General features: G+C 33.1%; 29 protein-coding genes and 1 pseudogene. 22 read left to right on the top strand and 8 right to left on the bottom strand.

Going from position 1 to position 21,140, the window contains the following annotated elements; translation table 11 throughout:
* Positions 1–5 precede the first annotated feature (5 nt).
* The 4 genes from AC3WTI_RS04845 to AC3WTI_RS04830 all read left to right on the top strand — a co-directional run bounded on the left by AC3WTI_RS04845 (position 6) and on the right by AC3WTI_RS04830 (position 3,032).
* Positions 6–518 (top strand): GNAT family N-acetyltransferase, encoded by a 513-nt coding sequence (locus AC3WTI_RS04845; RefSeq protein ID WP_087956105.1) that lies wholly within the window; start codon positions 6–8, stop codon positions 516–518.
* Between the two features lie 162 nt (positions 519–680).
* On the top strand, positions 681–1,457 hold the full coding sequence (locus AC3WTI_RS04840) for a serine hydrolase (RefSeq protein ID WP_087956106.1): 777 nt from the start codon (positions 681–683) through the stop codon (positions 1,455–1,457).
* A gap of 83 nt (positions 1,458–1,540) precedes the next feature.
* Positions 1,541–1,957, top strand: coding sequence for a GNAT family N-acetyltransferase (locus AC3WTI_RS04835; protein ID WP_097841115.1), 417 nt, complete (start codon positions 1,541–1,543; stop codon positions 1,955–1,957).
* A gap of 268 nt (positions 1,958–2,225) precedes the next feature.
* Positions 2,226–3,032 carry a GH25 family lysozyme gene (locus AC3WTI_RS04830; RefSeq protein WP_097841114.1) on the top strand — a complete coding sequence of 269 codons (807 nt, stop codon included), beginning with the start codon at positions 2,226–2,228 and terminating at the stop codon, positions 3,030–3,032.
* A gap of 58 nt (positions 3,033–3,090) precedes the next feature.
* Here the strand turns inward: AC3WTI_RS04830 and AC3WTI_RS04825 are convergent, their stop codons facing one another.
* Both AC3WTI_RS04825 and AC3WTI_RS04820 read right to left on the bottom strand, forming a co-directional pair.
* Positions 3,091–3,303, bottom strand: coding sequence for a DUF3006 domain-containing protein (locus tag AC3WTI_RS04825; protein WP_087956109.1), 213 nt, complete (start codon positions 3,301–3,303; stop codon positions 3,091–3,093).
* A gap of 2 nt (positions 3,304–3,305) precedes the next feature.
* Positions 3,306–4,691, bottom strand: a complete 1,386-nt coding sequence (locus AC3WTI_RS04820) for an S-layer homology domain-containing protein (RefSeq protein WP_097841113.1) — start codon at positions 4,689–4,691, stop codon at positions 3,306–3,308.
* Positions 4,692–4,997: 306 nt separating this feature from the next.
* Between AC3WTI_RS04820 and AC3WTI_RS04815 the strand changes: the two genes are divergently transcribed.
* The 9 genes and pseudogenes from AC3WTI_RS04815 (at position 4,998) to AC3WTI_RS04775 (ending at position 11,331) form a co-directional block, all read left to right on the top strand.
* Complete coding sequence (locus tag AC3WTI_RS04815; protein WP_087956111.1) at positions 4,998–5,402, top strand: GNAT family N-acetyltransferase; 405 nt, start codon at positions 4,998–5,000, stop codon at positions 5,400–5,402.
* A gap of 15 nt (positions 5,403–5,417) precedes the next feature.
* Positions 5,418–5,771: an MmcQ/YjbR family DNA-binding protein gene (locus tag AC3WTI_RS04810; RefSeq protein ID WP_087956112.1), complete on the top strand. Its 354-nt coding sequence runs from the start codon at positions 5,418–5,420 to the stop codon at positions 5,769–5,771.
* A gap of 21 nt (positions 5,772–5,792) precedes the next feature.
* On the top strand, positions 5,793–6,500 hold the full coding sequence (locus AC3WTI_RS04805; protein ID WP_097841112.1) for a class I SAM-dependent methyltransferase: 708 nt from the start codon (positions 5,793–5,795) through the stop codon (positions 6,498–6,500).
* 65 nt (positions 6,501–6,565) lie between these two features.
* Positions 6,566–6,952: a ribosomal maturation YjgA family protein gene (locus AC3WTI_RS04800; RefSeq protein WP_087956114.1), complete on the top strand. Its 387-nt coding sequence runs from the start codon at positions 6,566–6,568 to the stop codon at positions 6,950–6,952.
* Positions 6,953–7,102: pseudogene (locus AC3WTI_RS04795) on the top strand (aminoglycoside phosphotransferase); the annotation flags it as partial.
* A 2-nt stretch (positions 7,103–7,104) separates the two neighbouring features.
* Positions 7,105–7,623 (top strand): DNA topology modulation protein, encoded by a 519-nt coding sequence (locus AC3WTI_RS04790; RefSeq protein WP_087956115.1) that lies wholly within the window; start codon positions 7,105–7,107, stop codon positions 7,621–7,623.
* Positions 7,624–7,654: 31 nt separating this feature from the next.
* Complete coding sequence (locus tag AC3WTI_RS04785) at positions 7,655–8,332, top strand: formylglycine-generating enzyme family protein (RefSeq protein WP_142286468.1); 678 nt, start codon at positions 7,655–7,657, stop codon at positions 8,330–8,332.
* A gap of 69 nt (positions 8,333–8,401) precedes the next feature.
* Positions 8,402–9,595: a macrolide family glycosyltransferase gene (locus tag AC3WTI_RS04780; RefSeq protein ID WP_087956116.1), complete on the top strand. Its 1,194-nt coding sequence runs from the start codon at positions 8,402–8,404 to the stop codon at positions 9,593–9,595.
* 368 nt (positions 9,596–9,963) lie between these two features.
* On the top strand, positions 9,964–11,331 hold the full coding sequence (locus tag AC3WTI_RS04775) for a lytic polysaccharide monooxygenase (RefSeq protein WP_097841111.1): 1,368 nt from the start codon (positions 9,964–9,966) through the stop codon (positions 11,329–11,331).
* Positions 11,332–11,449: 118 nt separating this feature from the next.
* On the opposite strand, the gene AC3WTI_RS04770 is transcribed toward AC3WTI_RS04775, so the two are convergent.
* The 3 genes from AC3WTI_RS04770 to AC3WTI_RS04760 all read right to left on the bottom strand — a co-directional run bounded on the left by AC3WTI_RS04770 (position 11,450) and on the right by AC3WTI_RS04760 (position 12,978).
* Positions 11,450–11,884 carry a GNAT family N-acetyltransferase gene (locus tag AC3WTI_RS04770; protein WP_087956118.1) on the bottom strand — a complete coding sequence of 145 codons (435 nt, stop codon included), beginning with the start codon at positions 11,882–11,884 and terminating at the stop codon, positions 11,450–11,452.
* A 106-nt stretch (positions 11,885–11,990) separates the two neighbouring features.
* Positions 11,991–12,653: a ribose 5-phosphate isomerase A gene (gene rpiA / locus AC3WTI_RS04765; RefSeq protein WP_087956119.1), complete on the bottom strand. Its 663-nt coding sequence runs from the start codon at positions 12,651–12,653 to the stop codon at positions 11,991–11,993.
* Positions 12,654–12,657: 4 nt separating this feature from the next.
* The gene (locus tag AC3WTI_RS04760; protein ID WP_087956120.1) at positions 12,658–12,978 is read right to left on the bottom strand and encodes a 2Fe-2S iron-sulfur cluster-binding protein; all 321 of its coding nucleotides are present in this window, start codon (positions 12,976–12,978) and stop codon (positions 12,658–12,660) included.
* A gap of 143 nt (positions 12,979–13,121) precedes the next feature.
* On the opposite strand from AC3WTI_RS04760, the gene AC3WTI_RS04755 reads away from it, so the two are divergent.
* Both AC3WTI_RS04755 and clpP read left to right on the top strand, forming a co-directional pair.
* Positions 13,122–13,808: an RNA polymerase subunit sigma-70 gene (locus AC3WTI_RS04755; RefSeq protein WP_087956121.1), complete on the top strand. Its 687-nt coding sequence runs from the start codon at positions 13,122–13,124 to the stop codon at positions 13,806–13,808.
* 21 nt (positions 13,809–13,829) lie between these two features.
* Entirely contained in the window at positions 13,830–14,411 is a 582-nt protein-coding gene (clpP, locus tag AC3WTI_RS04750; protein ID WP_087956122.1) for an ATP-dependent Clp endopeptidase proteolytic subunit ClpP, read from the top strand.
* A 44-nt stretch (positions 14,412–14,455) separates the two neighbouring features.
* Here the strand turns inward: clpP and AC3WTI_RS04745 are convergent, their stop codons facing one another.
* Entirely contained in the window at positions 14,456–15,313 is an 858-nt protein-coding gene (locus AC3WTI_RS04745) for a glycine betaine ABC transporter substrate-binding protein (protein WP_087956123.1), read from the bottom strand.
* A 171-nt stretch (positions 15,314–15,484) separates the two neighbouring features.
* Here AC3WTI_RS04745 and AC3WTI_RS04740 point away from each other — a divergent pair, with 171 nt between their 5' ends.
* Together AC3WTI_RS04740 and AC3WTI_RS04735 are read left to right on the top strand one after the other, a co-directional pair.
* Positions 15,485–16,690, top strand: coding sequence for a quaternary amine ABC transporter ATP-binding protein (locus AC3WTI_RS04740; RefSeq protein ID WP_087956124.1), 1,206 nt, complete (start codon positions 15,485–15,487; stop codon positions 16,688–16,690).
* Positions 16,683–17,519, top strand: coding sequence for an ABC transporter permease (locus AC3WTI_RS04735; RefSeq protein ID WP_097841110.1), 837 nt, complete (start codon positions 16,683–16,685; stop codon positions 17,517–17,519). Before AC3WTI_RS04740 ends, AC3WTI_RS04735 begins: the two co-directional genes overlap by 8 nt.
* A 48-nt stretch (positions 17,520–17,567) precedes the next feature.
* On the opposite strand, the gene AC3WTI_RS04730 is transcribed toward AC3WTI_RS04735, so the two are convergent.
* Positions 17,568–17,804, bottom strand: coding sequence for a hypothetical protein (locus AC3WTI_RS04730; RefSeq protein WP_142305855.1), 237 nt, complete (start codon positions 17,802–17,804; stop codon positions 17,568–17,570).
* A 216-nt stretch (positions 17,805–18,020) separates the two neighbouring features.
* On the opposite strand from AC3WTI_RS04730, the gene AC3WTI_RS04725 reads away from it, so the two are divergent.
* From AC3WTI_RS04725 to AC3WTI_RS04705, 5 genes are all read left to right on the top strand, one after another.
* Positions 18,021–18,188, top strand: coding sequence for a glycine zipper domain-containing protein (locus tag AC3WTI_RS04725; protein ID WP_087956127.1), 168 nt, complete (start codon positions 18,021–18,023; stop codon positions 18,186–18,188).
* Between the two features lie 112 nt (positions 18,189–18,300).
* The gene (locus AC3WTI_RS04720; RefSeq protein WP_097841108.1) at positions 18,301–19,125 is read left to right on the top strand and encodes a PP2C family serine/threonine-protein phosphatase; all 825 of its coding nucleotides are present in this window, start codon (positions 18,301–18,303) and stop codon (positions 19,123–19,125) included.
* Positions 19,126–19,193: 68 nt separating this feature from the next.
* On the top strand, positions 19,194–19,517 hold the full coding sequence (locus AC3WTI_RS04715) for a DUF4181 domain-containing protein (protein WP_087956129.1): 324 nt from the start codon (positions 19,194–19,196) through the stop codon (positions 19,515–19,517).
* 34 nt (positions 19,518–19,551) lie between these two features.
* The gene (locus tag AC3WTI_RS04710; protein ID WP_087956130.1) at positions 19,552–19,992 is read left to right on the top strand and encodes an NUDIX domain-containing protein; all 441 of its coding nucleotides are present in this window, start codon (positions 19,552–19,554) and stop codon (positions 19,990–19,992) included.
* Between the two features lie 21 nt (positions 19,993–20,013).
* The gene (locus tag AC3WTI_RS04705) at positions 20,014–20,394 is read left to right on the top strand and encodes a DUF4181 domain-containing protein (protein ID WP_087956131.1); all 381 of its coding nucleotides are present in this window, start codon (positions 20,014–20,016) and stop codon (positions 20,392–20,394) included.
* A gap of 237 nt (positions 20,395–20,631) precedes the next feature.
* Here AC3WTI_RS04705 and AC3WTI_RS04700 read toward each other — a convergent pair whose 3' ends face one another.
* Positions 20,632–21,138, bottom strand: a complete 507-nt coding sequence (locus AC3WTI_RS04700) for a GrpB family protein (RefSeq protein ID WP_087956132.1) — start codon at positions 21,136–21,138, stop codon at positions 20,632–20,634.
* Positions 21,139–21,140: the final 2 nt, after the last annotated feature.

The following is a 21,140-nucleotide window of genomic DNA, read 5'->3' as shown; positions in this document are numbered from 1 at the left end:
AAGTGATGATAAGGGAAGCAAGGAAACAAGATATAACATACATTTTAGATATTTATAATGATGCTATATTGTATACAACGGCCGTATATACGTATAAACCTGTAACCCTTGAAAATAGAATAGACTGGTATGAACAAAAAAAGGCTGAAGGGTATCCAATTTTAGTATATGAACTAGATAATAAAATAGTAGGATTTGCGACGTTTGGTCCGTTTAGGGCTTGGCCTGCTTATAAATATTCAATTGAGCATTCTGTATACGTTCATAAGGAATATAGAAGGAATGGGATAGGAACTTCATTAATGAAAGCATTGATTACTATGGCAAAAGAAAGGGAATATATGACTTTAATTGCTGGAATTGATGCACATAATGAGAAAAGTATTGCCTTACATGAAAACTATGGGTTTGTTCATGCAGGGACAATCAAAAAGGCTGGTTATAAGTTTAATAGGTGGTTAGATTTAGCTTTTTATCAATTAGAGCTTAATGGTCCTAAAAGGCCTACTGAAGAATAGATTATTGAGTTTTGCTTAATATTTAATTTAGAAAGATAGCATGGGGAAATTTCGTGCTATCTTTTTTAGTGTATACATAAATATCATGTAATAAAAAAGGTTTTTTATATTCGAAATCGAAATTTAAGAATGTAATAAAACAATATAAAAGGAGGTGCAAATATGCAGAATGTCATTGAAAAAATAAAAGAAATACAATCTGGTCAAGTTGGATTAGTTGTGTACTCAACAAAATATGAAAATATAATTGCCTCCTATAATAATGACCTTTATGTCCCTTTAGCATCAGCAGCAAAAGTGGCAATTGGATTTGCAGTAGCAATCATGATAAAAGAGAAACAAATTAGTTGGGATGATATACTTCACCAAATTAAATTTGATTCGAAAGAAGATAGCGTACAATTATATCCGCATTTCCAAGGGAGAGATACATTATCACTTAGTAAAGCAGTTGAAGTGATGATAGCGTGTCATGACAGTCTTATTGCAAAGTCGATTGTAATGCACTGCGGAGGATGGAACGATATTAGAAAATATGTTTCAACGTATTTTTCCAAGATACATGTTCAAGAAAACCCTAGAGATGAACAAAATGTTGGAGAGTTAAATCAAGTACATTCATTATTAATACATATTTTTCGAGGTTATAAAAGTGAGCCCGAATTATGGGAACCAATAATAAATGGAATGGTAAGGCAGCAAGGAGAATATGAAGGGATACCGTATTATCATATAGCTCATATGACAGGTGGTCTGCCCACAGCAATAATAAATATTGGTATAATGGGAATGTTCGATGAATACCCGATTCTATATGTTATTGGAGGAAAAGATTTGCCTAATCGATTTGATAATAGCGAAGTCGATGAAACCGTTGTATCAACTTTGAAATGCATATACAAAAAATATAATGATGGCATGCTAGGTGTGAGTGATTGAAACGTAACTTAAAAACTTCAACAATCAGCATATCGAAAGAGAGTCGAAAAAAGGTAGCGTATTAAGTTGAAAGGAATAAATATATGAAACAAATAGAGAATGGTACTCGCGCTGAAGGAGAATACATAAAAAATAAAGTAGTTCAATATAACATGTCAATCTTAACAGATGAAGTCAAACAGCCGATGGAACAAGTAAGTTTTGTAGTGAAAGATGAGGATGGGAAAATATTTGGCGGGGTAACAGGAACGATGTATTTTTATCATCTTCATATTGATTTTTTATGGGTTGATGATTCAGTTCGTCATGATGGTTATGGTAGTCAGCTGTTACATAAAATTGAAAGTATTGCGAAGGAAAAAGGCTGTAGATTAATATTATTAGATTCGTTTAGTTTTCAGGCACCAGAATTTTATAAAAAGCATGGCTATCGAGAATATGGTGTTGTTGAAGATCATCCTAAAGGACATAGTCAACACTTTTTAGAGAAAAGATTATAGGAATCGTATTCCTGTTCTACAAAAAAGCATCACCAACAAGGTGATGCTTTTTTGTTTATGCTAACTAATTAAATTGATGCAATAGTGGGAACCAAAAGTGCAATTCGTATAACAATGATTTTCGTTTTTAATGGAAATGAGTTACTGTCTTTGTAGAAAACAATTGTCGTATTCACTTTATAAACTAACAATAACTGTTGATTTTTTAGGTGGAAAAGAGCAAGAAGACTAGCTCTGAATATAATAATGATAAAGGAGGTGTTATGCAATGGGTTATATTGTAGATATTTCGAAATGGAACGGTAACATTAATTGGGATGTAGCAGCTCCACAATTAGATTTCGTAATCGCTAGAGTACAGGATGGTTCAAATTATGTAGACCCTTTATATAAAGACTACGCTCAAGCAATGAAAACTAGAAATATTCCTTTTGGTAACTATGCATTTTGCCGCTTTATTTCAATTGCTGATGCGAAGAAGGAAGCGCAAGATTTTTGGAATCGTGGTGATAAGAGGGCTACAGTTTGGGTTGCTGATGTAGAAGTGAAAACAATGGATGATATGAAAGCTGGTACACAAGCATTTATCGATGAATTACGCCGACTAGGTGCTAAAAAAGTTGGATTATATGTAGGCCATCATATGTATGGACCTTTCGGTATGGCAAACGTAAAAAGTGATTTTGTATGGATTCCTAGATATGGCGGTAATAGACCAGCATATCCTTGTGATATTTGGCAATACACTGAGACAGGTAATGTACCAGGGATTGGTAAATGTGATTTAAACCAATTAATTGGAAATAAGCCACTTTCTTGGTTTACTGAATCGGTACCAATACAAGAAAATATACAAGCGCAAGTTTCTAAACAAAATATCATTCAAAGTGGAGCCTTTTCACCTTATGAAACTCCGGATGTTATGGGAGCATTAACTTCTTTAAAAATGACTGCTACCTTCATTTTACAATCAGATGGCTTAACGTATTTTATTTCCGAACCAACTAGTGATGCACAATTAAACGCTATGAAAGCTTGGCTTGATCGGAAAGGTTGGTGGTATGAAGTTAAATAATAAACAATAACTAGCTTATGTGTGCAAAAAAGAGCCCTCCAACAGGAGGGCTCTTTTTTTATTCAAATAGCTTATTCATTAAATCTTGAATTTCGTGTCTTCTTTTATCTGTTTCGTTCTTATCAATAGTATACGTATCATCCTCAATTATAAGAACATCACCTTCTTTTGCATTAGAGGGGAGTTTGGATTTAGGTACATCAATTGTTACGTCATTTATTTCAATAACTGCTAGTTCGCCTTCAAAACGGTCAATAATACCTCTTTTCATAATTATCTCTCCGTTCTTATAGAAATGTTCGAACCATCACTATTAATAATTACAGTTCCATTTAAATCAGTTCTATATACATTAATAGACATTGCGTTTAACTTTGATAAAGTTTCCTGTGTAGGATGACCATAGCGGTTACCTGCACCAGCACTGATCACAGCGATACTTGGTTTCACTGCATCTAAAAATGGCTGAGAAGAAGACGTCTTACTTCCATGGTGACCAGGTTTTAATACATCAGATTTTAGGCTAGAACCATATGTTGCAACCATATCTTTCTCACTTTTAGATTCAGCATCACCAGTAAATAAGAAAGATTTGCTTCCATGTGTTACTTTTAATACAGCACTCCACTCATTTAGATCGTTACCGTATTCTTTCACAGGAGCTAAAAATTGTGAGTTTAAACCGTTGATTGGTAAAGTTACTCCAGATTTTGCTTCTTTAATTATTAATCCTTTGTTAGCTACTGCAGCTAGGAAGTCTTTAAATGTTTGAGTTGTATGACTTACTTTAGGTGCATATATGTTTTTTACATTCATAGCATAAAGTACTTCATCTAATCCACCTACATGATCAGCATCAGGGTGAGTAGCGATCATATAATCAATAGATAGGTATCCTAATCCTTTTAGATAATTTGCTACTACTTTACCTTTTCCGTTGTTACCAGCGTCAATAAGGATAGTTTCTCCACTTGGGGATTTAATAAAAGTAGCATCACCTTGTCCGACATCAATATAATGAACCTCTAAGTTTCCTTTAGGCTTAGGAAGAGCTGGACGGAAATTTGGTTCTAAAACACGAGCCAAGAATGCAGCGAATTGCTCACGAGTTACTTTTACATCTGGACCAAATGTACCATCAGGAAATCCAGCAGTGATATTATTTTGAGCTAAAATTTTGACATAATTGTAACCCCAGTGATTTGATGGAACATCAGGGAAATTCACGTCGGCACCAGTAGGTTTCAAATTAAAAGTTTTAACAAGAACTACTGCCATTTCTGCACGTGATAATGAACGATCAGGGAAGTAGTTTGTTTCACGTTGTACAATGTTGTTGTGTGCTAACTTATGTACAGAATCGTAATAATAGATACCTTTAGTTACATCAGAAAAAATATGATTATAACTAGATGGCTTTTCTAATTTTAATGATAAATCTAGCATTAAGGCCATTTGCCCACGCGTCACATTATCACTTGGCTTAAAATATCCTTCTGGCGTACCATTAATAATGCCTTTATCCGATAAATAATTAATTTCTTTAATTGCCCAATGATTAGATTGGACATCTGGAAAAGCTTTAGCATTTGTAAAATTAGGGATAAATAACGATAAAAATATGACAAATGCTGTTAGTAATAAACTAAACTTTTTCAAAAAATCGCCTCACTTTGTGTATTTTTTACCTAATTAACTTTACCAGTTCTAGAAATAAATTCAAGTTTTAATAGTTAAATAGTATATGAGAAATATTTTTGGTATTATATTCACTGATTTTCTTTAATTCTGTATATTTAATTTGAGGGATGTTAAAGGGAGAGAGTAACGATTGCAAATGTAATATTGATATTATAAATTAATCTTATGAAGGATTTAATAACAGGTTGGATTCTATAGTTTTATATTGAAGGAAGAAAAATAGGACAAAATAAAAATAATGAGCAATTTGATGGGAGAAAGAAAATGTACATGTATAAATTGCAACATGAACAACCAATCTGCGTAGAACAAATAAAAAAGCTTTATGACTCTGTCGGTTGGTGGTCAGAAAGAAAAGAAATCGATATTCAAAAAATGTTAAAGAATAGTATAGCGATTGGGGTATGGGAAGAAAATGAATTAATCGGATTTGCTAGAGTTGTTTCTGACGGTGTTTTTCGAGCGTACATAGAAGATGTTGTTGTACATGAAAGTGTAAGAAATAAAGGCATTGGAGAGAAAATGCTAACTATATTACTTCAAGAAATATCTCATGTTCATATAGTTAGTCTATTTTGCGGAGAGCAATTAATAAAGTTTTACGGCGAACAGCAATTTCAAGCAACAAAGCAAATTGTAATGCATCGTAATCAAATCGTGAAAGAATAAGAGGTGCCAATTAAAATGAATGCAACTAGCACATATTGTTTATCAAAAAGAAAAGCGACTGAAGATTCTCCTGATGGTTGGAATGCAACATGTATGAGAATTAATAATAAAATATTTGCGATAGTAAACCATGAAGAAGGAGAAAAAGCTGCCATTACATTAAAATGTGATCCAGAACTTGCACTTAGATTAAGAGAAGAGTATTCAGAGACAATCATTCCAGGGTATCATATGAATAAAAAACATTGGAATACAGTGTATATACATAAGGATGTAGAGCAGGAGCAAATTAATAAGATGATTGATTGGTCATATGATTTAGTTCTACAATCATTTTCAAAGAAAAAGCAACAAGAGTTATTGGATTAGTATGTATAAGGGGTGGGTGTATTGAAAGACATGGTCAAAGTTACATACGATAAATTAGCGAGTACATACAAAGAAAATTTAGATGTGGCAAATCCATATAACAGCTATTACGAAAGACCAGCGATGATGGAGATGATTCCAAAGAATTTAGAAGGAAAGAATATATTAGATGCTGGATGTGCAGCTGGGTGGTATACATCTCGATTTGTAGAAAGAGGAGCAAACGTTACTGCAATTGACGTAAGTTCTGAAATGGTGAAATATGCAAAGGAAAGTACGGGCAATAAAGCAACGTTTCTTTGTCATGATTTGCAAGAAGTATTACCATTTGAAGATAATACTTTTGATGTTATTGTAAGTTCGTTAACGCTTCATTACTTAGAAAATTGGAATAGAGTATTTCAGGAGTTTCATCGCGTATTGAAGCCAGGTGGTGAAATTATATACTCCATACATCATCCTTTTATGGATTTCACAAAGTTTACTAGTAAAAATTATTTCGAAAAACAATTATTGGTAGATACTTGGGTTAAACCAAATATTACAATAGAAGTTAGCTTTTTTAGAAGGTCACTGCAAGACGTAATTAATGAAACAACAAATTGCTTTGTGATAGAAAAAATGGTGGAACCGAGGCCGGTTGAAAAGATGAGGGAAGTAAACGAAAAATCATATCATTATCTAAATACAAATCCACATTTTCTTATTATGAAAGCTATTAAAAAATAGGTAGTAAAATAATTATATTTTACTACCTATTTACAATTTCAAATTACATATTAGGAGATCTTTGGATGAAAATGAAACGAAATAGATTATTATATGCGCTATTTACTATAGTTATAATTATTTTAGGTCTTTGTTCTAGAAAATTTGCATTTGCTTTACCTCATTTACTAAATGAGTACTTAGGCGATGCTTTATGGGCACTCATGATTTTTGCAGGGTTCGGATTTTTATTTCCTAAAATAGAAACGAAGAAATTGGCTTTTATTAGCTTGCTATTTTGCTACGGGATTGAAGTGAGCCAATTGTATCATGATGAATGGATAGATAGCATTCGTACAACGACTTTAGGTGGACTCGTATTAGGTTACGGATTTTTGTGGAGTGATTTAGTTGCTTATACAATTGGTGTTGGAGTAGGATTTCTATTTGAGTTTGTTTTACGGAAGGAATAAGCGATTTGGTATGTTATGCTTTCAATTCAAATTATCTTTATTACTTATTTTATTCAGTTAAAAGATTTATTAAAGTTAAATGAAGAGATGTTCTTCTGGATTTTTGCAAATAAAGATGCTATTGAAGAATCAATAGCAAGGGGTGTATGAATATGAAAAAAATAATATTAATAGGTTCTGGTGGTTCAGGAAAATCTACATTAGCAAGGCAATTAGGAAATAAATTAAATATTAAAGTACATCATCTTGATGCGTTATTTTGGAAACCAAATTGGGAGGGTGTGCCGAAAGAGGAGCAAAGAACGGTTCAAAATGAATTAGTCAAAGAAGAAGAGTGGATTATTGATGGGAATTATGGCGGGACAATGGACATAAGAATGAACGCAGCGGATACAATTATCTTTATTGATATTCATAGAACAATATGTGTTTATCGTGCTTTTAAAAGGATTATACAATATCGGAATAAAACAAGACCGGATATGGGTGCTGGATGTAAAGAAAGGTTTGATTTGCAATTTTTTAAATGGATATGGGAATATCCTATAACGAAACGGCCTTCAATTTTAAAGAGGCTTAATCAATTGAGTCAGGATAAAGATGTTATTATTTTAAAATCTTCAAAGGAAGTAAGACTATTTTTAGAGAAGTACAATCACGTAAATTGTTAGATTATAACAGAAGTATAATGGAGGGATCGGATTGAATAGGTTCATTGGCTCTGTTGATTCTAATATGGTAAAAATTCCAGCAGGAAAAGTAGAATTAAGAGATGATCGAATAAAAAAACAATGGCAAGTTCAAATAAAACCATTTCTTCTTGCGAAATATGTTGTAACAGCGGAATTATATGATGCAATTACGAATCGTTCCCTTAATGGTGATGAAAATAGAAATAAACCAGTTGTAAATATCTCATGGAATGATGCCATTATATTTTGTAATTTACTTTCAAAAAAAGCGGGATTAAAAGAATATTATTCTATTAGTGACGGTGGTCAAATTGTTAGTTGTCATTTAGATTCAAATGGCTATCGATTACCTTCAGAAGCAGAGTGGCAATATGCATGTAAAGCAGGAACTACTGGATACATATATGGAGAACTGCAAGATATTGCTTGGTATAATGAAAATTCAGATGGACATATTCATGAGATCGGAAAAAAAGAACCGAATGCATGGGACTTGTATGATATGTTAGGAAACGTTTGGGAATGGTGCTATGATTTGTATGATGAAAAGGTATATGGATCATACCGGATTTTCCGAGGTGGTAGCTGGGCTGAAGCAGCTAGAGGTTGTGGTGCAACTTGTCGTCGCCGTAGTCATCCTACATTTCATATAGATGACCTTGGATTTAGGCTCGCTAGGTCCATTTAGAAGAATAAGACAAAATACCTGTAATCCTAATGACAACGTAGAAAAGATTTAAATTAAGGAGTGTTTAAAGTGGCACGTGTGTTATTCATTAATACTGGATCAGAAGGACATATAAATCCAACATTGCAAGTGGTAGAAGAATTAGTTTCACGCGGGGAAGAGGTAGTTTATTTTTCAATTGAATCTTTTAGAGAACGTATTGAAAAGACGGGTGCTACTGTACGAACAATTGATGAGCAAAAGTTTATAAAAGCTTTTCTATCTGGTGGTCGAAATTATTTACCAGAGAGAATAAATGGTCTTTTACATACGGCAGATGTAATTATACCAAATGTTCTTGAACAAATTGAAGGGGAACATTTTGATTACATCATTCATGATTCAATGTTTGGGTGCGGTCGTATAATTGCTCAAATTCTAAAGCTTCCAGCAATAAATTCTTGTACATCTTTTGCACAGGATGAAAAATCATTTGAACAAATGTTAGACCACTTGTCTAAAAGTATCCCAGTGAAAGTTCAGGATAAGATACATAATGATTTTGAACGATTGACTAAGGAAATTACGGTAAAATATAGTGTTGAAATAAACTCACCGTATGAAGTTTTTTGTAATCCTGCGCCACTTACTATAGTGTATACAATTAAGGAGTTTCAACCTTCTGGAGAAATGTTTGATGAAACTTTTAAATTTGTAGGTCCATCTATCTCTACAAAAGTAAAAAATGAAGAGTTTGATTTTACTACAATTAAAGAAAAAGACCTGATTTACATTTCACTAGGTACTGTTTTTAATGAAGCGCTCAATTTTTATAAACTTTGCATAAAGGCGTTCGAGAATAGTAATTATACAATTGTGATGTCTATCGGTAATAAAACGAAAATAAGTGATTTAGGTGAAATTCCTAAAAACTTCATTGTAAAAAACTATGTACCACAAACAAAACTACTTTCATATACAAAGTTATTTATTACACACGGCGGGATGAACAGTATACATGAAGGATTATATAACGGGATTCCGCTCATTGTAATTCCGCAAAGTGCAGATCAGCCAGTTATCGCCAAGCAAGTGGAGAATCTCGGAGCTGGGGTTAAATTGTCGATGAAGGAATTAACTGTGGAACAACTGCGTGAAAGTGTAGAATTTGTATTAAATAATCCATCATATAAAGAAGCTGCATTGAATTTGAAGGAGTCTTTCCGAAAATCTGGTGGCTATAAGGAAGCTGTTGATGGGATTTTTACATTTATAGGTCAGTAAGAAATAGAAAATTATACATGAGAAGAGTGTCTATATGAAATGATATAGACACTCTTCTTTTATATGAAGCGGAGAATTCATTGTTTTTAAAGACTGAATATTATGTTTTATAAAATTGGACTATAATTTTACGTGTTAGTAATGCTTTCACAGCTTCCACACAATTTCTGCACAACTTCTGCACATACTTTGATGATTTCTATGTAATGATATATTTATTAAGTGAAATGTTTCACAAAAGATGAAATGTATTTTCACTTTGGTGTATGCATAACTAACACATACATCGATACAAGATTGTCTCTTGTTATTCTTTTACATCGAAGCCCACATTACACTACAAAGTATAACAAGAAGGGGACAGGAACATGAATAATCAATTATTAAAACAACTACAAAACATGAAAATGAACAAAAAAAGTCTAGGAGCTATTGCATTAACAGCTGGAATTATTGGCACGACACTTATTCCTCAAAACGCATACGCGCACGGTTTTGTTGAAAAGCCTAGCAGCCGATCTGCTTTATGTAGTCCAACGTATGGCGCGCTAAATGTAAACTGCGGAAGTGTTATGTATGAACCGCAAAGCTTAGAAGCTCCAAAAGGGTTCCCGCAGGCTGGCCCAGTTGACGGCCAAATCGCTTCTGCAGGTGGTAAATTTGGTGGTGTTTTAGATCAACAAACTGAAAATCGTTGGTTTAAAAATACAATCACAGGCGGGGAAAATACTTTTACTTGGAAATATACAGCGCCTCACTTAACGAGCAAATGGCATTACTATATTACTAAAAAAGGATGGAACCCAAATAAAGCGCTCACAAGAGCAGATTTAGAACCAATTGGAACTGTACAACATGATGGTTCTGCAGCCTCAAATCATTTAACTCACAAAATTAATGTACCTACTGATCGTAGTGGATATCATGTGATTTTAGCAGTATGGGATGTAGCTGATACAGCAAATGCATTCTATAATGTAATTGATGTTAATCTTATTAATGATGTGAAACCGGACATAGAAGCTCCAAGTATTCCAAATGGAATTCAGGCACAAAAAGTAACAGCGAATAGTATAGAACTAGCATGGAACGCTTCTACGGATAATGTAGGGGTGAAAGGGTATCAAATCTTTCGTAACGGAGAGATGATTGATATAGTACCAGGAACTCATTTTATTGATAAAAAATTACAACCAAGTACAGAATACTCTTATACTATAAAAGCAATTGACGTAGCTGGAAATGAATCGAAAGAAAGTGCAGCACTTACAGTAAAAACAACAGTCGAGACTCCTGATACAGAAGCACCAACACAACCAAAAGGGTTACATAGTATGGGAACGACAGCGTCGAGTGTAGATTTAATGTGGAGTCCTTCTGACGATAATAGTGGTGTAGACCATTACGATATTTATAGAGAAACAGAAGGGTCATTTAAAAAAATTGCAACATCCAATACGACTTCTTATATGGATAAAAAATTACTTCCTAATACTACTTATAAATATATAGTGAAAGCTGTTGATGTAGCTGGAAATGAATCTGTACAGAGTGATATATTCACAATTACTACAAAAACTGAAAGCGTTTTATATGAAGAGTGGGATGCAAAGAAAGCATATGAAAAGGGAGATAGAGTTCTACACGAGGGAAGAGTATATGAAGCAGTCCAGAGTTATAAAGGAAATGGGGATACAAACTGGATCTATGCCTTATCATTATGGAAAACAGTGTAAGCTTTACCTAGGTATGAACTAAGAGATGATGGGCTTTGATGCAAAAGGAAATCTTGAGAATTCACTTTTCTATTAATAAAAAAAGGGTAGTATATGAATTCATATACTACCCTTTTTATTATGATAATACTCTCGTCATAAGAACATGTGGAATTCCATCTTCCATAAATACATCAGAAGAAGTTTGATAATCTAGTTTTTTATAAAAACCTTCAGCTTGTGTTTGACCGTGTAGTTTTACTTTTGTAGCCTCTTTGTTACGAGCAATTTCTTCTAACGCCTTGATTATTACTTTTCCTAAACCGTATTTACGATAGTCTTTTAAAATACAGATGCGTTCTAATTTACCAGTACCATCAACAAATCGGATACGACCTGTACCTACAGGAAGCTCATTATAATAAACTAAAATATGTTTACATGTCTCTCCGATTTCATCAAACATATCGAATTCATCTTCAAGTGGGACATTTTGTTCTTTTACAAATACTTCTTTTCGAATGTGAAAGGCAGTTTCTAAATCTGTAAGTTCTGTTATGAGTTTGGAGTGCAAATTGTTCAGCCCTTTCTAGTGTAATATGCTGTTGTTTTCATAGTATATCATAATGATACGTAATAAAGAGAAAATATAAAAAGCTGACTGTAAGAGTCAGCATTCATTATAATTCCTGTATCCCATTTTTTGTTCCAATTATCGCCTTACTAGTCATATTAACAAACAATCCGGTTTCAACTACACCAGTAATCATTTTTAATTCAGTGTGTAAATGGGCAGGATTAGATATATGATTAGGGAATATACAATCTATAATTATGTTATTGTTATCGGTTATAAATGTATCGTTATTTTTCAAACGTAACGTCGTTTGGCATCCTAAAGACTGAATTTTATTTTCTGTTTGTTTCGATGAAAAAGGTATAATTTCAACAGGTAATGGGAAAGTACCTAAGCGTGTCACAAGTTTTGATTCATCAGCGATAATTATAAGTTCTTTCGAGGAGGAGGCTACAATTTTCTCTCGTAGTAATGCACCACCGCCGCCTTTAATAAGCTGTAAATTAGGATCAATTTCATCAGCTCCATCAATTGTAAAATCAAGACTTTGTACGTCGTTTAACGAAATCAATGGGATATTTAATTGCTGTGCTAATGCCTCTGTTTCCTTTGATGTCGGTACAGCTTGAAATGATAACCCTTCTTTTACACGATCACCTAATTTTTGAATCGTCCAATATACAGTTGAACCTGTGCCAAGTCCAACTGTCATTCCATCTTTTACAAAGTTTGCAGCATATTCACCTGCGAGTTGTTTTAGATTCATCGCTTTATTCCGCCGGACGTGGTCCAGCATCAAGACCTGAATTCTCAACTGTAAGTACCGGACGAACGACTAAATCTTTATGTACACGCATTTGACAAGATAATCGTAAATGATCCTCAATCCCTTTTTCCGTCATCGCATTTTTTTCATTCGCACTCGCTTCACAAAAATCACCCGCTATAATTTCTACTCTACAAGTTGTGCAACGTGCTTTTCCGCCGCAACGATGGAGTATGTTTACACCGTTGTCTTCAATCGCTAATACTAATTTTGCGCCTTCTTTTACATCAAAAGTTCCTGCGCCTTCAATTGTTAATTTTGGCAAAATTGTTCCTCCTCACGTAAAATTGTACATAACATATTTATGACCGCGAATTCTTGAACATAAACATAATTTTTTTATATGCCCCGTAACTTTTTTATTTGTTGAATCGTTAATTAAGTAAGCGCTGAAAAGGAGTGGTTATTTTGTGCACAAAAGTAACTCATATTTTAAAAAATCATATCGATATGAATCATTCAAATATAAACTTTTTAATTGAGCAATATGGAGAATTGAAAAGGTACTGTACATTTTTAACGAAAAACAAATGGGACGGCGAAGATCTTGCCCAAGAAACAGTTTGTAAAGTTCTTCAAAAATATGGTGATAAAGATATTTGTATGACGCTTGTATATAAAATAGCTAGAAATCGTTGGTTAGATCAAATAAAGTCAAAATCAGTTCATGAAAAAATAAGAGATCAAATTACTTTTGAAGAACCACATGAAAAAATTGCGGATTTGCATGAAATGGTAGGGAAAGTATTATTTTCATTGAATGTACAGCAATCTACAATTTTATTATTAAAGGATGTTTTTCAATATAGTATCGCTGATATTGCCAAAGTATGTTCCGTATCGGAAGGGGCAGTGAAAGCTTCTTTATTTCGGAGTAGAAATAGGCTGAAAACTGTAAGTGAAGAAGGGATTGAGATAGTCGAATTCACAGATGATATTGAAGTTGTAGTAACGTCTATTCGTGAAGAAAGGCCGGAATTATTAACCAAACTTCTTCCGACAATTGATTTTACTAAGTTACCATCTAAACAGCCAGTCTTATTATTTCATGCGAAAAACCCTTCTTCCTACAGTTGTATGCTTTGTGCGGCATAACAATTATTGGAGGGATTTAAAATGAATGCAATTCCATATGTAGTAGAACAAACAAAATTAGGAGAACGTTCCTATGATATATATTCAAGGTTATTAAAAGACCGCATTATTATTATCGGTTCAGAAATAAATGATCAAGTAGCAAGTAGTGTTGTAGCTCAATTATTATTTTTAGAAGCGGAAGATGCAGAGAAAGATATATATTTATACATTAATAGCCCAGGTGGTTCAACAACAGCAGGTTTTGCCATATTAGATACGATGAATCTCATTAAACCAGATGTACAAACGTTATGCATGGGATTTGCAGCATCATTTGGTGCATTGTTATTATTATCAGGTGCAAAAGGAAAACGGTTTGCGCTACCTAACAGTGAGATTATGATTCATCAACCACTTGGTGGTGCAAAGGGGCAGGCTACGGAAATTGAAATAACAGCAAAAAGAATATTGAAGTTAAAGCATGATATTAATAAAATGATTGCAGAAAAAACGGGGCAACCGATTGAAAGAGTAGCACATGATACAGAAAGAGATTATTTTATGACTGCAGAAGAAGCGAAGGCATATGGTATTGTAGATGATGTGGTTACGAAAAAATAACATAAAACAGGATAGAAAATATGCTAATTCTCTATCCTGTTTTTTTAATCTTTAATCCATTCATCAACTAACGATTGATTCTTTTTAATCCAATTTCGAGCAGCTTCTTCAGGATCTTTCGTTTTATTTAACTCAACCATTAATGTACCAAGCTGTTCATCGTTCATTTTCCATTTGTCAAAGTATTTTATGATATCCGGATGATCTTTTTCGAAACCTTTACGAACAGAGTAATAAATGTCATCTTTTTCACCATATACTTTCTTAGGGTCTTTTAAATATTTTAAGTCAAATTCTGAAAAGCCCCAATGCGGATTCCAAAGCGTAACAGCGATTGGTTTCTTTTTCGTATATGCTTTCTTTAATTCACTCATCATCGCAGCCTCAGAAGATTGGACAAGTTTTAGTTTAATATCATATTCCTTCATTGCTTTGTTCGTTAAATTCATAAGACTACTTCCGGGTTCGATTCCGACAATTTTGTTATCTAGTTCATCTTTATGAGCGTTTAAATCTTCGATACTGTTTATGTTTTTCATATAAGAAGGTACGACAAGGCCAAGTCCAGTACCTTCATACCATTTTGTTTTTAAGACAATATCATCTTTATAACGATCGTTTAACGGTTTATCCGTAACGGGTAGCCACACTTCTAAATTAGCATCAACATCACCGCGAGCAACACCAGTCCAAATTGCCGCTTTTTCTAAATACATGAGTTCAACTTTATAGCCTTTTTCTTCCAATAGAACTTTCCACATGTTTGCAGTTGCAATGTTTTCTTTCCAACTTGTTACACCTAGTTTAATTTTTCCTTTCGAATTTGCATTTGTTGCATTACATGAAGAGAAAATCATAGTAATAAATAATGCAAGGCATATAAGCCATATTTTCTTTCTCATTGAAAACCTCCTAAGAAACGTTTGCCTTTTTAAATAAATGTATAAGTAAGCATTCTTATTATGAACGGAAACGAGAATTTTAAAGAAATCTTATGAATGTTATTTTTATGTAATATTTCTGTGCAAAATCGCAACACTATGTGAATAGATGGGTAGAAAAGGAGTAGTGACATGGATAATACAAAGGTGCGTGTTGAAAACGTAACAAAAGTATTTGGGAAACACCCGCAAAGAGCGCTTACCTTATTAAAAGAAGGAAAAAGCAAATCGGAAATTTTGAAAGAGACAGGAATGAACGTTGGTGTAAAAAAGGCAACTTTTGAAGTATACACTGGAGAAATTTTCGTTATTATGGGATTGTCTGGTAGCGGGAAATCTACGTTAGTTCGCATGTTAAACCAACTGATTAGACCAACAGCGGGGCATATATACATAGATGGTGAAGATATCGCAACGATGGGTAAAGAAGAGTTACGAAGAGTGAGAAGAACGAAGATGAGCATGGTGTTTCAGAAATTCGCTCTATTCCCTCATCGTACCGTTTTGCAAAACGTTGCATATGGATTAGAAATACAAGGAGTTCCAGTAGAGGAAAGAGAGAGAAAAGCGTTAGAGTCCTTGAAGTTAGTTGGATTAGACCATCATAAAGATAATTATCCAAGTCAACTTAGTGGTGGTATGCAGCAGCGTGTCGGCATTGCGAGAGCGCTTACGAATGATCCGGATGTTTTACTTATGGATGAGTCATTTAGTGCATTAGATCCACTGATTCGAAAAGAGATGCAAGATGAACTGCTAGAATTACAAGATAAAATGGAAAAAACAATTATTTTCATTACGCATGATTTAGATGAAGCCCTTCGAATTGGTGATCGAATTGCGTTAATGAAAGATGGAGAAGTTGTTCAAATTGGAACGCCAGAAGAAATTATGATGAGTCCTGCCAATGAATTTGTAGAGAAATTCGTGGCGGATGTGAATTTAGGAAAAGTAATAACGGCGGAATCTATATTAAAACGACCAGAGACGTTATTAATTGACCGTGGACCACGTGTAGCTCTTCAAATTATGAGAAATGCCGGGGTTTCTACAGTGTATGTTGTTAACAAAAAGTATGAGTTTTTAGGAATATTAACGGCAGACGATGCGAGTAAAGCCGTTCAAAAACAGTGGCCAATTGCTGATTTATTACTTACCGATATCCCGCATGTGTATATAGATACTTTACTGGAGGAAACGTATGCGAAAATGGCGGAGATGAAATATCCGTTACCAGTAATTGATGAGAAGAAAAGGTTAAGAGGAATTATTAAACGCGAAAGTGTCATTCAAGCTCTTGCAGGTAATATTGAGGAAGAGGTGAAAGACGATGAGTAGTATACCACGTATTCCATTAGGGGAATGGGTTGATTCATTTGTTGCAAGTTTGTATGAGAACTTTGAAGGATTATTCCGAGGGTTCTCTTATATTATCGGCGGATTCGTTGATTTACTCACTAATTTTTTAACAATAATACCAGGTATATTGATGATTATTATCCTTTGTTTCCTTATTTGGTACACAACGAGAAAAGTATCTTTAGTTATTTTTACATTGATCGGATTATTATTTATTTTGAATATTAACTACTGGGCACAAACGATGCAAACATTAGCTCTCGTACTTACGTCTGTGATTATTTCAATTATTGTAGGGATTCCAATTGGTATTTTAGCATCTCAAAATGAACGTTTCTCAAAATTTTTAAAACCGACATTAGATTTTATGCAAACAATGCCGGCGTTCGTATATCTTATCCCTGCGATTACATTTTTCGGAGTAGGTGTAGTACCTGGGATTATTGCATCAGTAATCTTTGCAATGCCGCCGACAATTCGTTTTACTGACTTAGGAATTAGGCAAGTTCCAGAAGATTTAATAGAAGCAGCAAATGCGTTTGGCTCTACCGCATCACAAAAATTATTTAAAGTACAATTACCACTCGCAACTGGCACAATCATGGCTGGCGTGAATCAAAGCATTATGCTTTCTTTATCGATGGTAGTAACAGCATCGCTTGTAGGAGCACCAGGTCTTGGAGTTGATGTATATCGTTCTGTAACACAAGTTAATATCGGAATGGGATTTGAAGCAGGACTAGCTATTGTTGTCATTGCGATTATATTAGACCGTATTACACAAGGTTTTCATCAAAAAAGAAGATAACAAAAAAACACACTTTATTATAAAAAGTGTGTTTTTTGTTTGAAAAGATTACATACGAACAATGACAGAACCACCAGCTGGGGCACAAACTTGGTTTTGTTGTTGTTCTATTGATTTAATTAAATGATTATTTTCTTCAATTAATGAGATTAATTTCGCTAATTGACTTTCAAGACTTGCGATACGCTGCATCATATATTGTGAATCTTGATGCAACGTATTTCTTACAGGATGGGGGGAATAAACATATTGTTGATTTATATTTGGATTCCAATAAGGATGCATGTAAATTGTTCCTCCTTCAATAAATTACGAAGCTTTCTTATAGTAAATGCCTATGCATAATTAATGGTTACTTGAAATTTTTCATTATAAAAGGAGTATGTGCAGAAAATGGAAAATATTATATATGAAGTAAAAGTACATTTTTTGGAAATATTCAAATGAGATAGTGAATATAGTAATACATTCAAGTAAATGTATGTTATTTAAGAAGAAAAGATGGGAGGAGATGAAATTTTGCCTAAAAATAATAAAAGAAATGATGCCTTGGCAATAGGTATCGGTATAGGGGTTGTAATCGGTGTGTTTCAAGGATTTTTTACTAATAATTTAGTAATTGGAATTGTCATAGGAATTGGAATTGGGATTGCATTTTTGAAGAAATAATGAGGGGTAAATTTATTTTTAAAATTGTTGTATTAAAAGAATGAATTTTCGGAATATAAATCTTTTTTTCCTTTTTTTATGATATTATATATGAAAAGGTTGGTGAGTGAATATGCATACAATAAATAATAGACAATATTCATGGGTTGGAAATACGAAGATGTATTTAGACGAAGTTTCAGTAAAACAATATGGTGATATTGTACTCGGTACATATGGTGGGAATATAAGCGCCGGAGCTAAAAAGAACGAAGATGGTGCGTTAGTTTGGTCGAGTGGTGATTGGGAATTTGCAGCTATTTTAGATGGACATAATAGTGCGGAAAGTGTTGATTTAGTAGTAAATACAATCCAAAAAGAATATGAAAATATAAAAGTAATGATGAATGAATCGATTGATACAGCATTTCGATCTGTTGAAAATCATATACTTACAATTTTTCAATCTTCTTCATTTAAAGAAAAATGCCAAAGAATTAAAGGTGAAACAGCTTGCTTAATATGTGTAAGAAAAGAAAATTATATATGGTGGTTATCTATTGGTGATTGCCTCATTTATGTATTTCATGAAGAGTTACATAAGTTAGGACAATATGCGTTAAATCAACGTCACTTTTACGAATGGATTGGAAATGTAAATACCTTTGATTTATCTATACCTTGCTATTCAACAGGAATTCGTGAATTACGTACTGGAAAAAATCGAATTGCCATGGTTACAGATGGGGTATTAGAATGCGGGGAACGACACTATGAAACGCCATTAAATCTGTATAACGATATGAATAGAAATAATATAGACCTTGAAGAAAGTGTTCATTATGTATTAGAGCACGTTCATCATCAATTCGGACGAGACAGTGCGACAATTATTAGTTGGGATGTTGAAAATAAAAGAAATACTACGTATCCGAGTGATCAGCCGGATAAAAAGTAAAGGAGGGGACATCACTGCTTTTAGCTAAAGGAATTTTATTAGTATTATGGATCATATCCTTAGTTGTTTTGGAAAAAGTAGTGAGAAAAAAATTAAATATACCGAAACAAACTGGCTGGAATAGTAAATATGTAAACAACGCTCATAAATGGGGCACTAGAACTCTTATCATTTCTTATATAATTGTTACGATGATATGTGCAACTTTAAATCCTATTTATATTAGTAATTTACCTATATTATTTTTAATAACTTTATATTGCTTTCAATCATATATGGAGTGGAAATATGATATAGAATCGAGGGAATATCTCATTTCTTTAGGCACAGTTCCATTATTAATAATAACAGGAATTATGATTAATCTTTTCTTTTATAGTTATTGGATTTAATTCTATGTGGAATTGTAATGAATGGGGAGACAAAATGAAAATACCTAAATTACGTACTGAAGTAATAATTTTAAATGAAGATCATTCTAAAGTACTTGTACAATGTGATGAGAATGAATCATTTTACCGTTTTCCAGGTGGTTCTATTGAATTTTGGGAAACTGCAAAAGAAGCGATAATACGAGAATTAATGGAAGAATACGATTTGAAGATTGATGTTCAAGAATTAGCCATTGTAAATGAACATATTTTTGAGTGGAACAACGGAAAAGGACATCATTGCACATTGATATATTGGGGAACTGTTCAAGAGAGAATTAGAAATGAAATAAGACATAAAGAATATGAAGATATTAAATTAACTTGGAAAAGTATAAATGAATTAATGGAGAAGCCCACATATCCTGAAGGGATTGTAAGTTATTTAGAAGAGAATAACCGAAATATAGTCCACTTTATTTCTAAAAATAAATAAAGTAATAGGAGGGGGATAACAATGGACATTTCTACAATCTTAATTATTATTATTGGACTGGCTATAGGTGGTTACTTATTAGAACAGTTTTTAAGAAAAAAATTAAATGTGGAGAAAAGAGGCTTCTTTGGATATAAGCATGTGAATAGTTTACATGTAAAAATAGAAATAGGGCTTATTATTATTTATGTAATAAGTAGTTGTTATTATATATTTAAATTTGAAAACGCTAAAATGGCTTATGTCATGTTCGTTTATTTAGGGATATCATTGACTTTAAGAGCATGGATGGAATGGAAATATGATAGAAAATCAAAAGAATATATACTTTCGATAACGGGAATGGTTGCTTTTATATTGATGCTCTCAATACTATTATATTTTGTTCCACCTGCTGCATAATAAGGTGATTATTAATGGTACAAATAAAGAGTTAACTAATAAATAAGAAACCATTTACTACTAAATGGTTTCTTATTTAAATTCATCATTTATCCCACCTTTAATGGGCAGTAAGACCCCCACCTCAAAATGCAGCGAAAGCAAAGAATTTAGGTGGGGGATCAACTGCTCATAAAAGTCCGATTGGTGAGGGCTAATAATCAGTGGGGATGAAGAAAACCCCCACTGATTAAAGTTTCACTTTATTTTGGATAATATAGATGTAACAAAATTTGTTTTATCCTCAGCATATCGATGTTTATCATTAGGATAAGCTTGTGAAAGTTGAATTTTTAACTGTTCGTATTGTATACGAGAAGTTTTGTTGTTTATTAAGTAATCTCTGAATTGTAATTGCTCTATTAAATATGTATTTCCTTGTTCATACATATGAATTTGATGAGTTCTTGGCTCTCCTTTATTAAAATAATACCGTTCAGGTAGTACATCTTTTCTGTATCTATAGTTTAGCAGTTCTAATTTATTAATACATTTTAATCCGTCCTTATAATCTTTTAGTTCGATTGCAATATCAATAATTGGCTTTGCACTTAAATGTGGAATAGAAGTACTACCAATATGGTGTATTGCTAAAATATATTCGCCAATTTGTTCCTCAATGAATTGTTTCTCTTTCACAAATTCAATTTCCCATTGCTTAGTCCACGGAACTAAAAATACTTTTCCATATGGTAAACCTAACATTT

This window comes from Bacillus sp. EB106-02-03-XG38 (genome assembly GCF_058792175.1).
This window is presented reverse-complemented; position numbering and strand designations above follow the sequence as displayed.

Bases quoted from the DNA above. Each gene is read 5' to 3' on its own strand.
- AC3WTI_RS04700 (WP_087956132.1), bottom strand. From the start codon at position 21,138: ATGTTAGGTTTACCATATGGAAAAGTATTTTTAGTTCCGTGGACTAAG.
- AC3WTI_RS04790 (WP_087956115.1), top strand. From the start codon at position 7,105: ATGAAAAAAATAATATTAATAGGTTCTGGTGGTTCAGGAAAATCTACA.
- AC3WTI_RS04840 (WP_087956106.1), top strand. From the start codon at position 681: ATGCAGAATGTCATTGAAAAAATAAAAGAAATACAATCTGGTCAAGTT.
- AC3WTI_RS04740 (WP_087956124.1), top strand. From the start codon at position 15,485: ATGGATAATACAAAGGTGCGTGTTGAAAACGTAACAAAAGTATTTGGG.
- AC3WTI_RS04735 (WP_097841110.1), top strand. From the start codon at position 16,683: ATGAGTAGTATACCACGTATTCCATTAGGGGAATGGGTTGATTCATTT.
- rpiA (WP_087956119.1), bottom strand. From the start codon at position 12,653: ATGAATCTAAAACAACTCGCAGGTGAATATGCTGCAAACTTTGTAAAA.
- AC3WTI_RS04775 (WP_097841111.1), top strand. From the start codon at position 9,964: ATGAATAATCAATTATTAAAACAACTACAAAACATGAAAATGAACAAA.
- AC3WTI_RS04800 (WP_087956114.1), top strand. From the start codon at position 6,566: ATGAAAATGAAACGAAATAGATTATTATATGCGCTATTTACTATAGTT.
- AC3WTI_RS04810 (WP_087956112.1), top strand. From the start codon at position 5,418: ATGAATGCAACTAGCACATATTGTTTATCAAAAAGAAAAGCGACTGAA.
- AC3WTI_RS04705 (WP_087956131.1), top strand. From the start codon at position 20,014: ATGGACATTTCTACAATCTTAATTATTATTATTGGACTGGCTATAGGT.
- AC3WTI_RS04730 (WP_142305855.1), bottom strand. From the start codon at position 17,804: ATGCATCCTTATTGGAATCCAAATATAAATCAACAATATGTTTATTCC.
- AC3WTI_RS04720 (WP_097841108.1), top strand. From the start codon at position 18,301: ATGCATACAATAAATAATAGACAATATTCATGGGTTGGAAATACGAAG.
- AC3WTI_RS04710 (WP_087956130.1), top strand. From the start codon at position 19,552: ATGAAAATACCTAAATTACGTACTGAAGTAATAATTTTAAATGAAGAT.
- AC3WTI_RS04830 (WP_097841114.1), top strand. From the start codon at position 2,226: ATGGGTTATATTGTAGATATTTCGAAATGGAACGGTAACATTAATTGG.
- AC3WTI_RS04845 (WP_087956105.1), top strand. From the start codon at position 6: ATGATAAGGGAAGCAAGGAAACAAGATATAACATACATTTTAGATATT.
- AC3WTI_RS04725 (WP_087956127.1), top strand. From the start codon at position 18,021: ATGGGAGGAGATGAAATTTTGCCTAAAAATAATAAAAGAAATGATGCC.
- AC3WTI_RS04815 (WP_087956111.1), top strand. From the start codon at position 4,998: ATGTACATGTATAAATTGCAACATGAACAACCAATCTGCGTAGAACAA.
- AC3WTI_RS04825 (WP_087956109.1), bottom strand. From the start codon at position 3,303: ATGAAAAGAGGTATTATTGACCGTTTTGAAGGCGAACTAGCAGTTATT.
- AC3WTI_RS04835 (WP_097841115.1), top strand. From the start codon at position 1,541: ATGAAACAAATAGAGAATGGTACTCGCGCTGAAGGAGAATACATAAAA.
- clpP (WP_087956122.1), top strand. From the start codon at position 13,830: ATGAATGCAATTCCATATGTAGTAGAACAAACAAAATTAGGAGAACGT.
- AC3WTI_RS04745 (WP_087956123.1), bottom strand. From the start codon at position 15,313: ATGAGAAAGAAAATATGGCTTATATGCCTTGCATTATTTATTACTATG.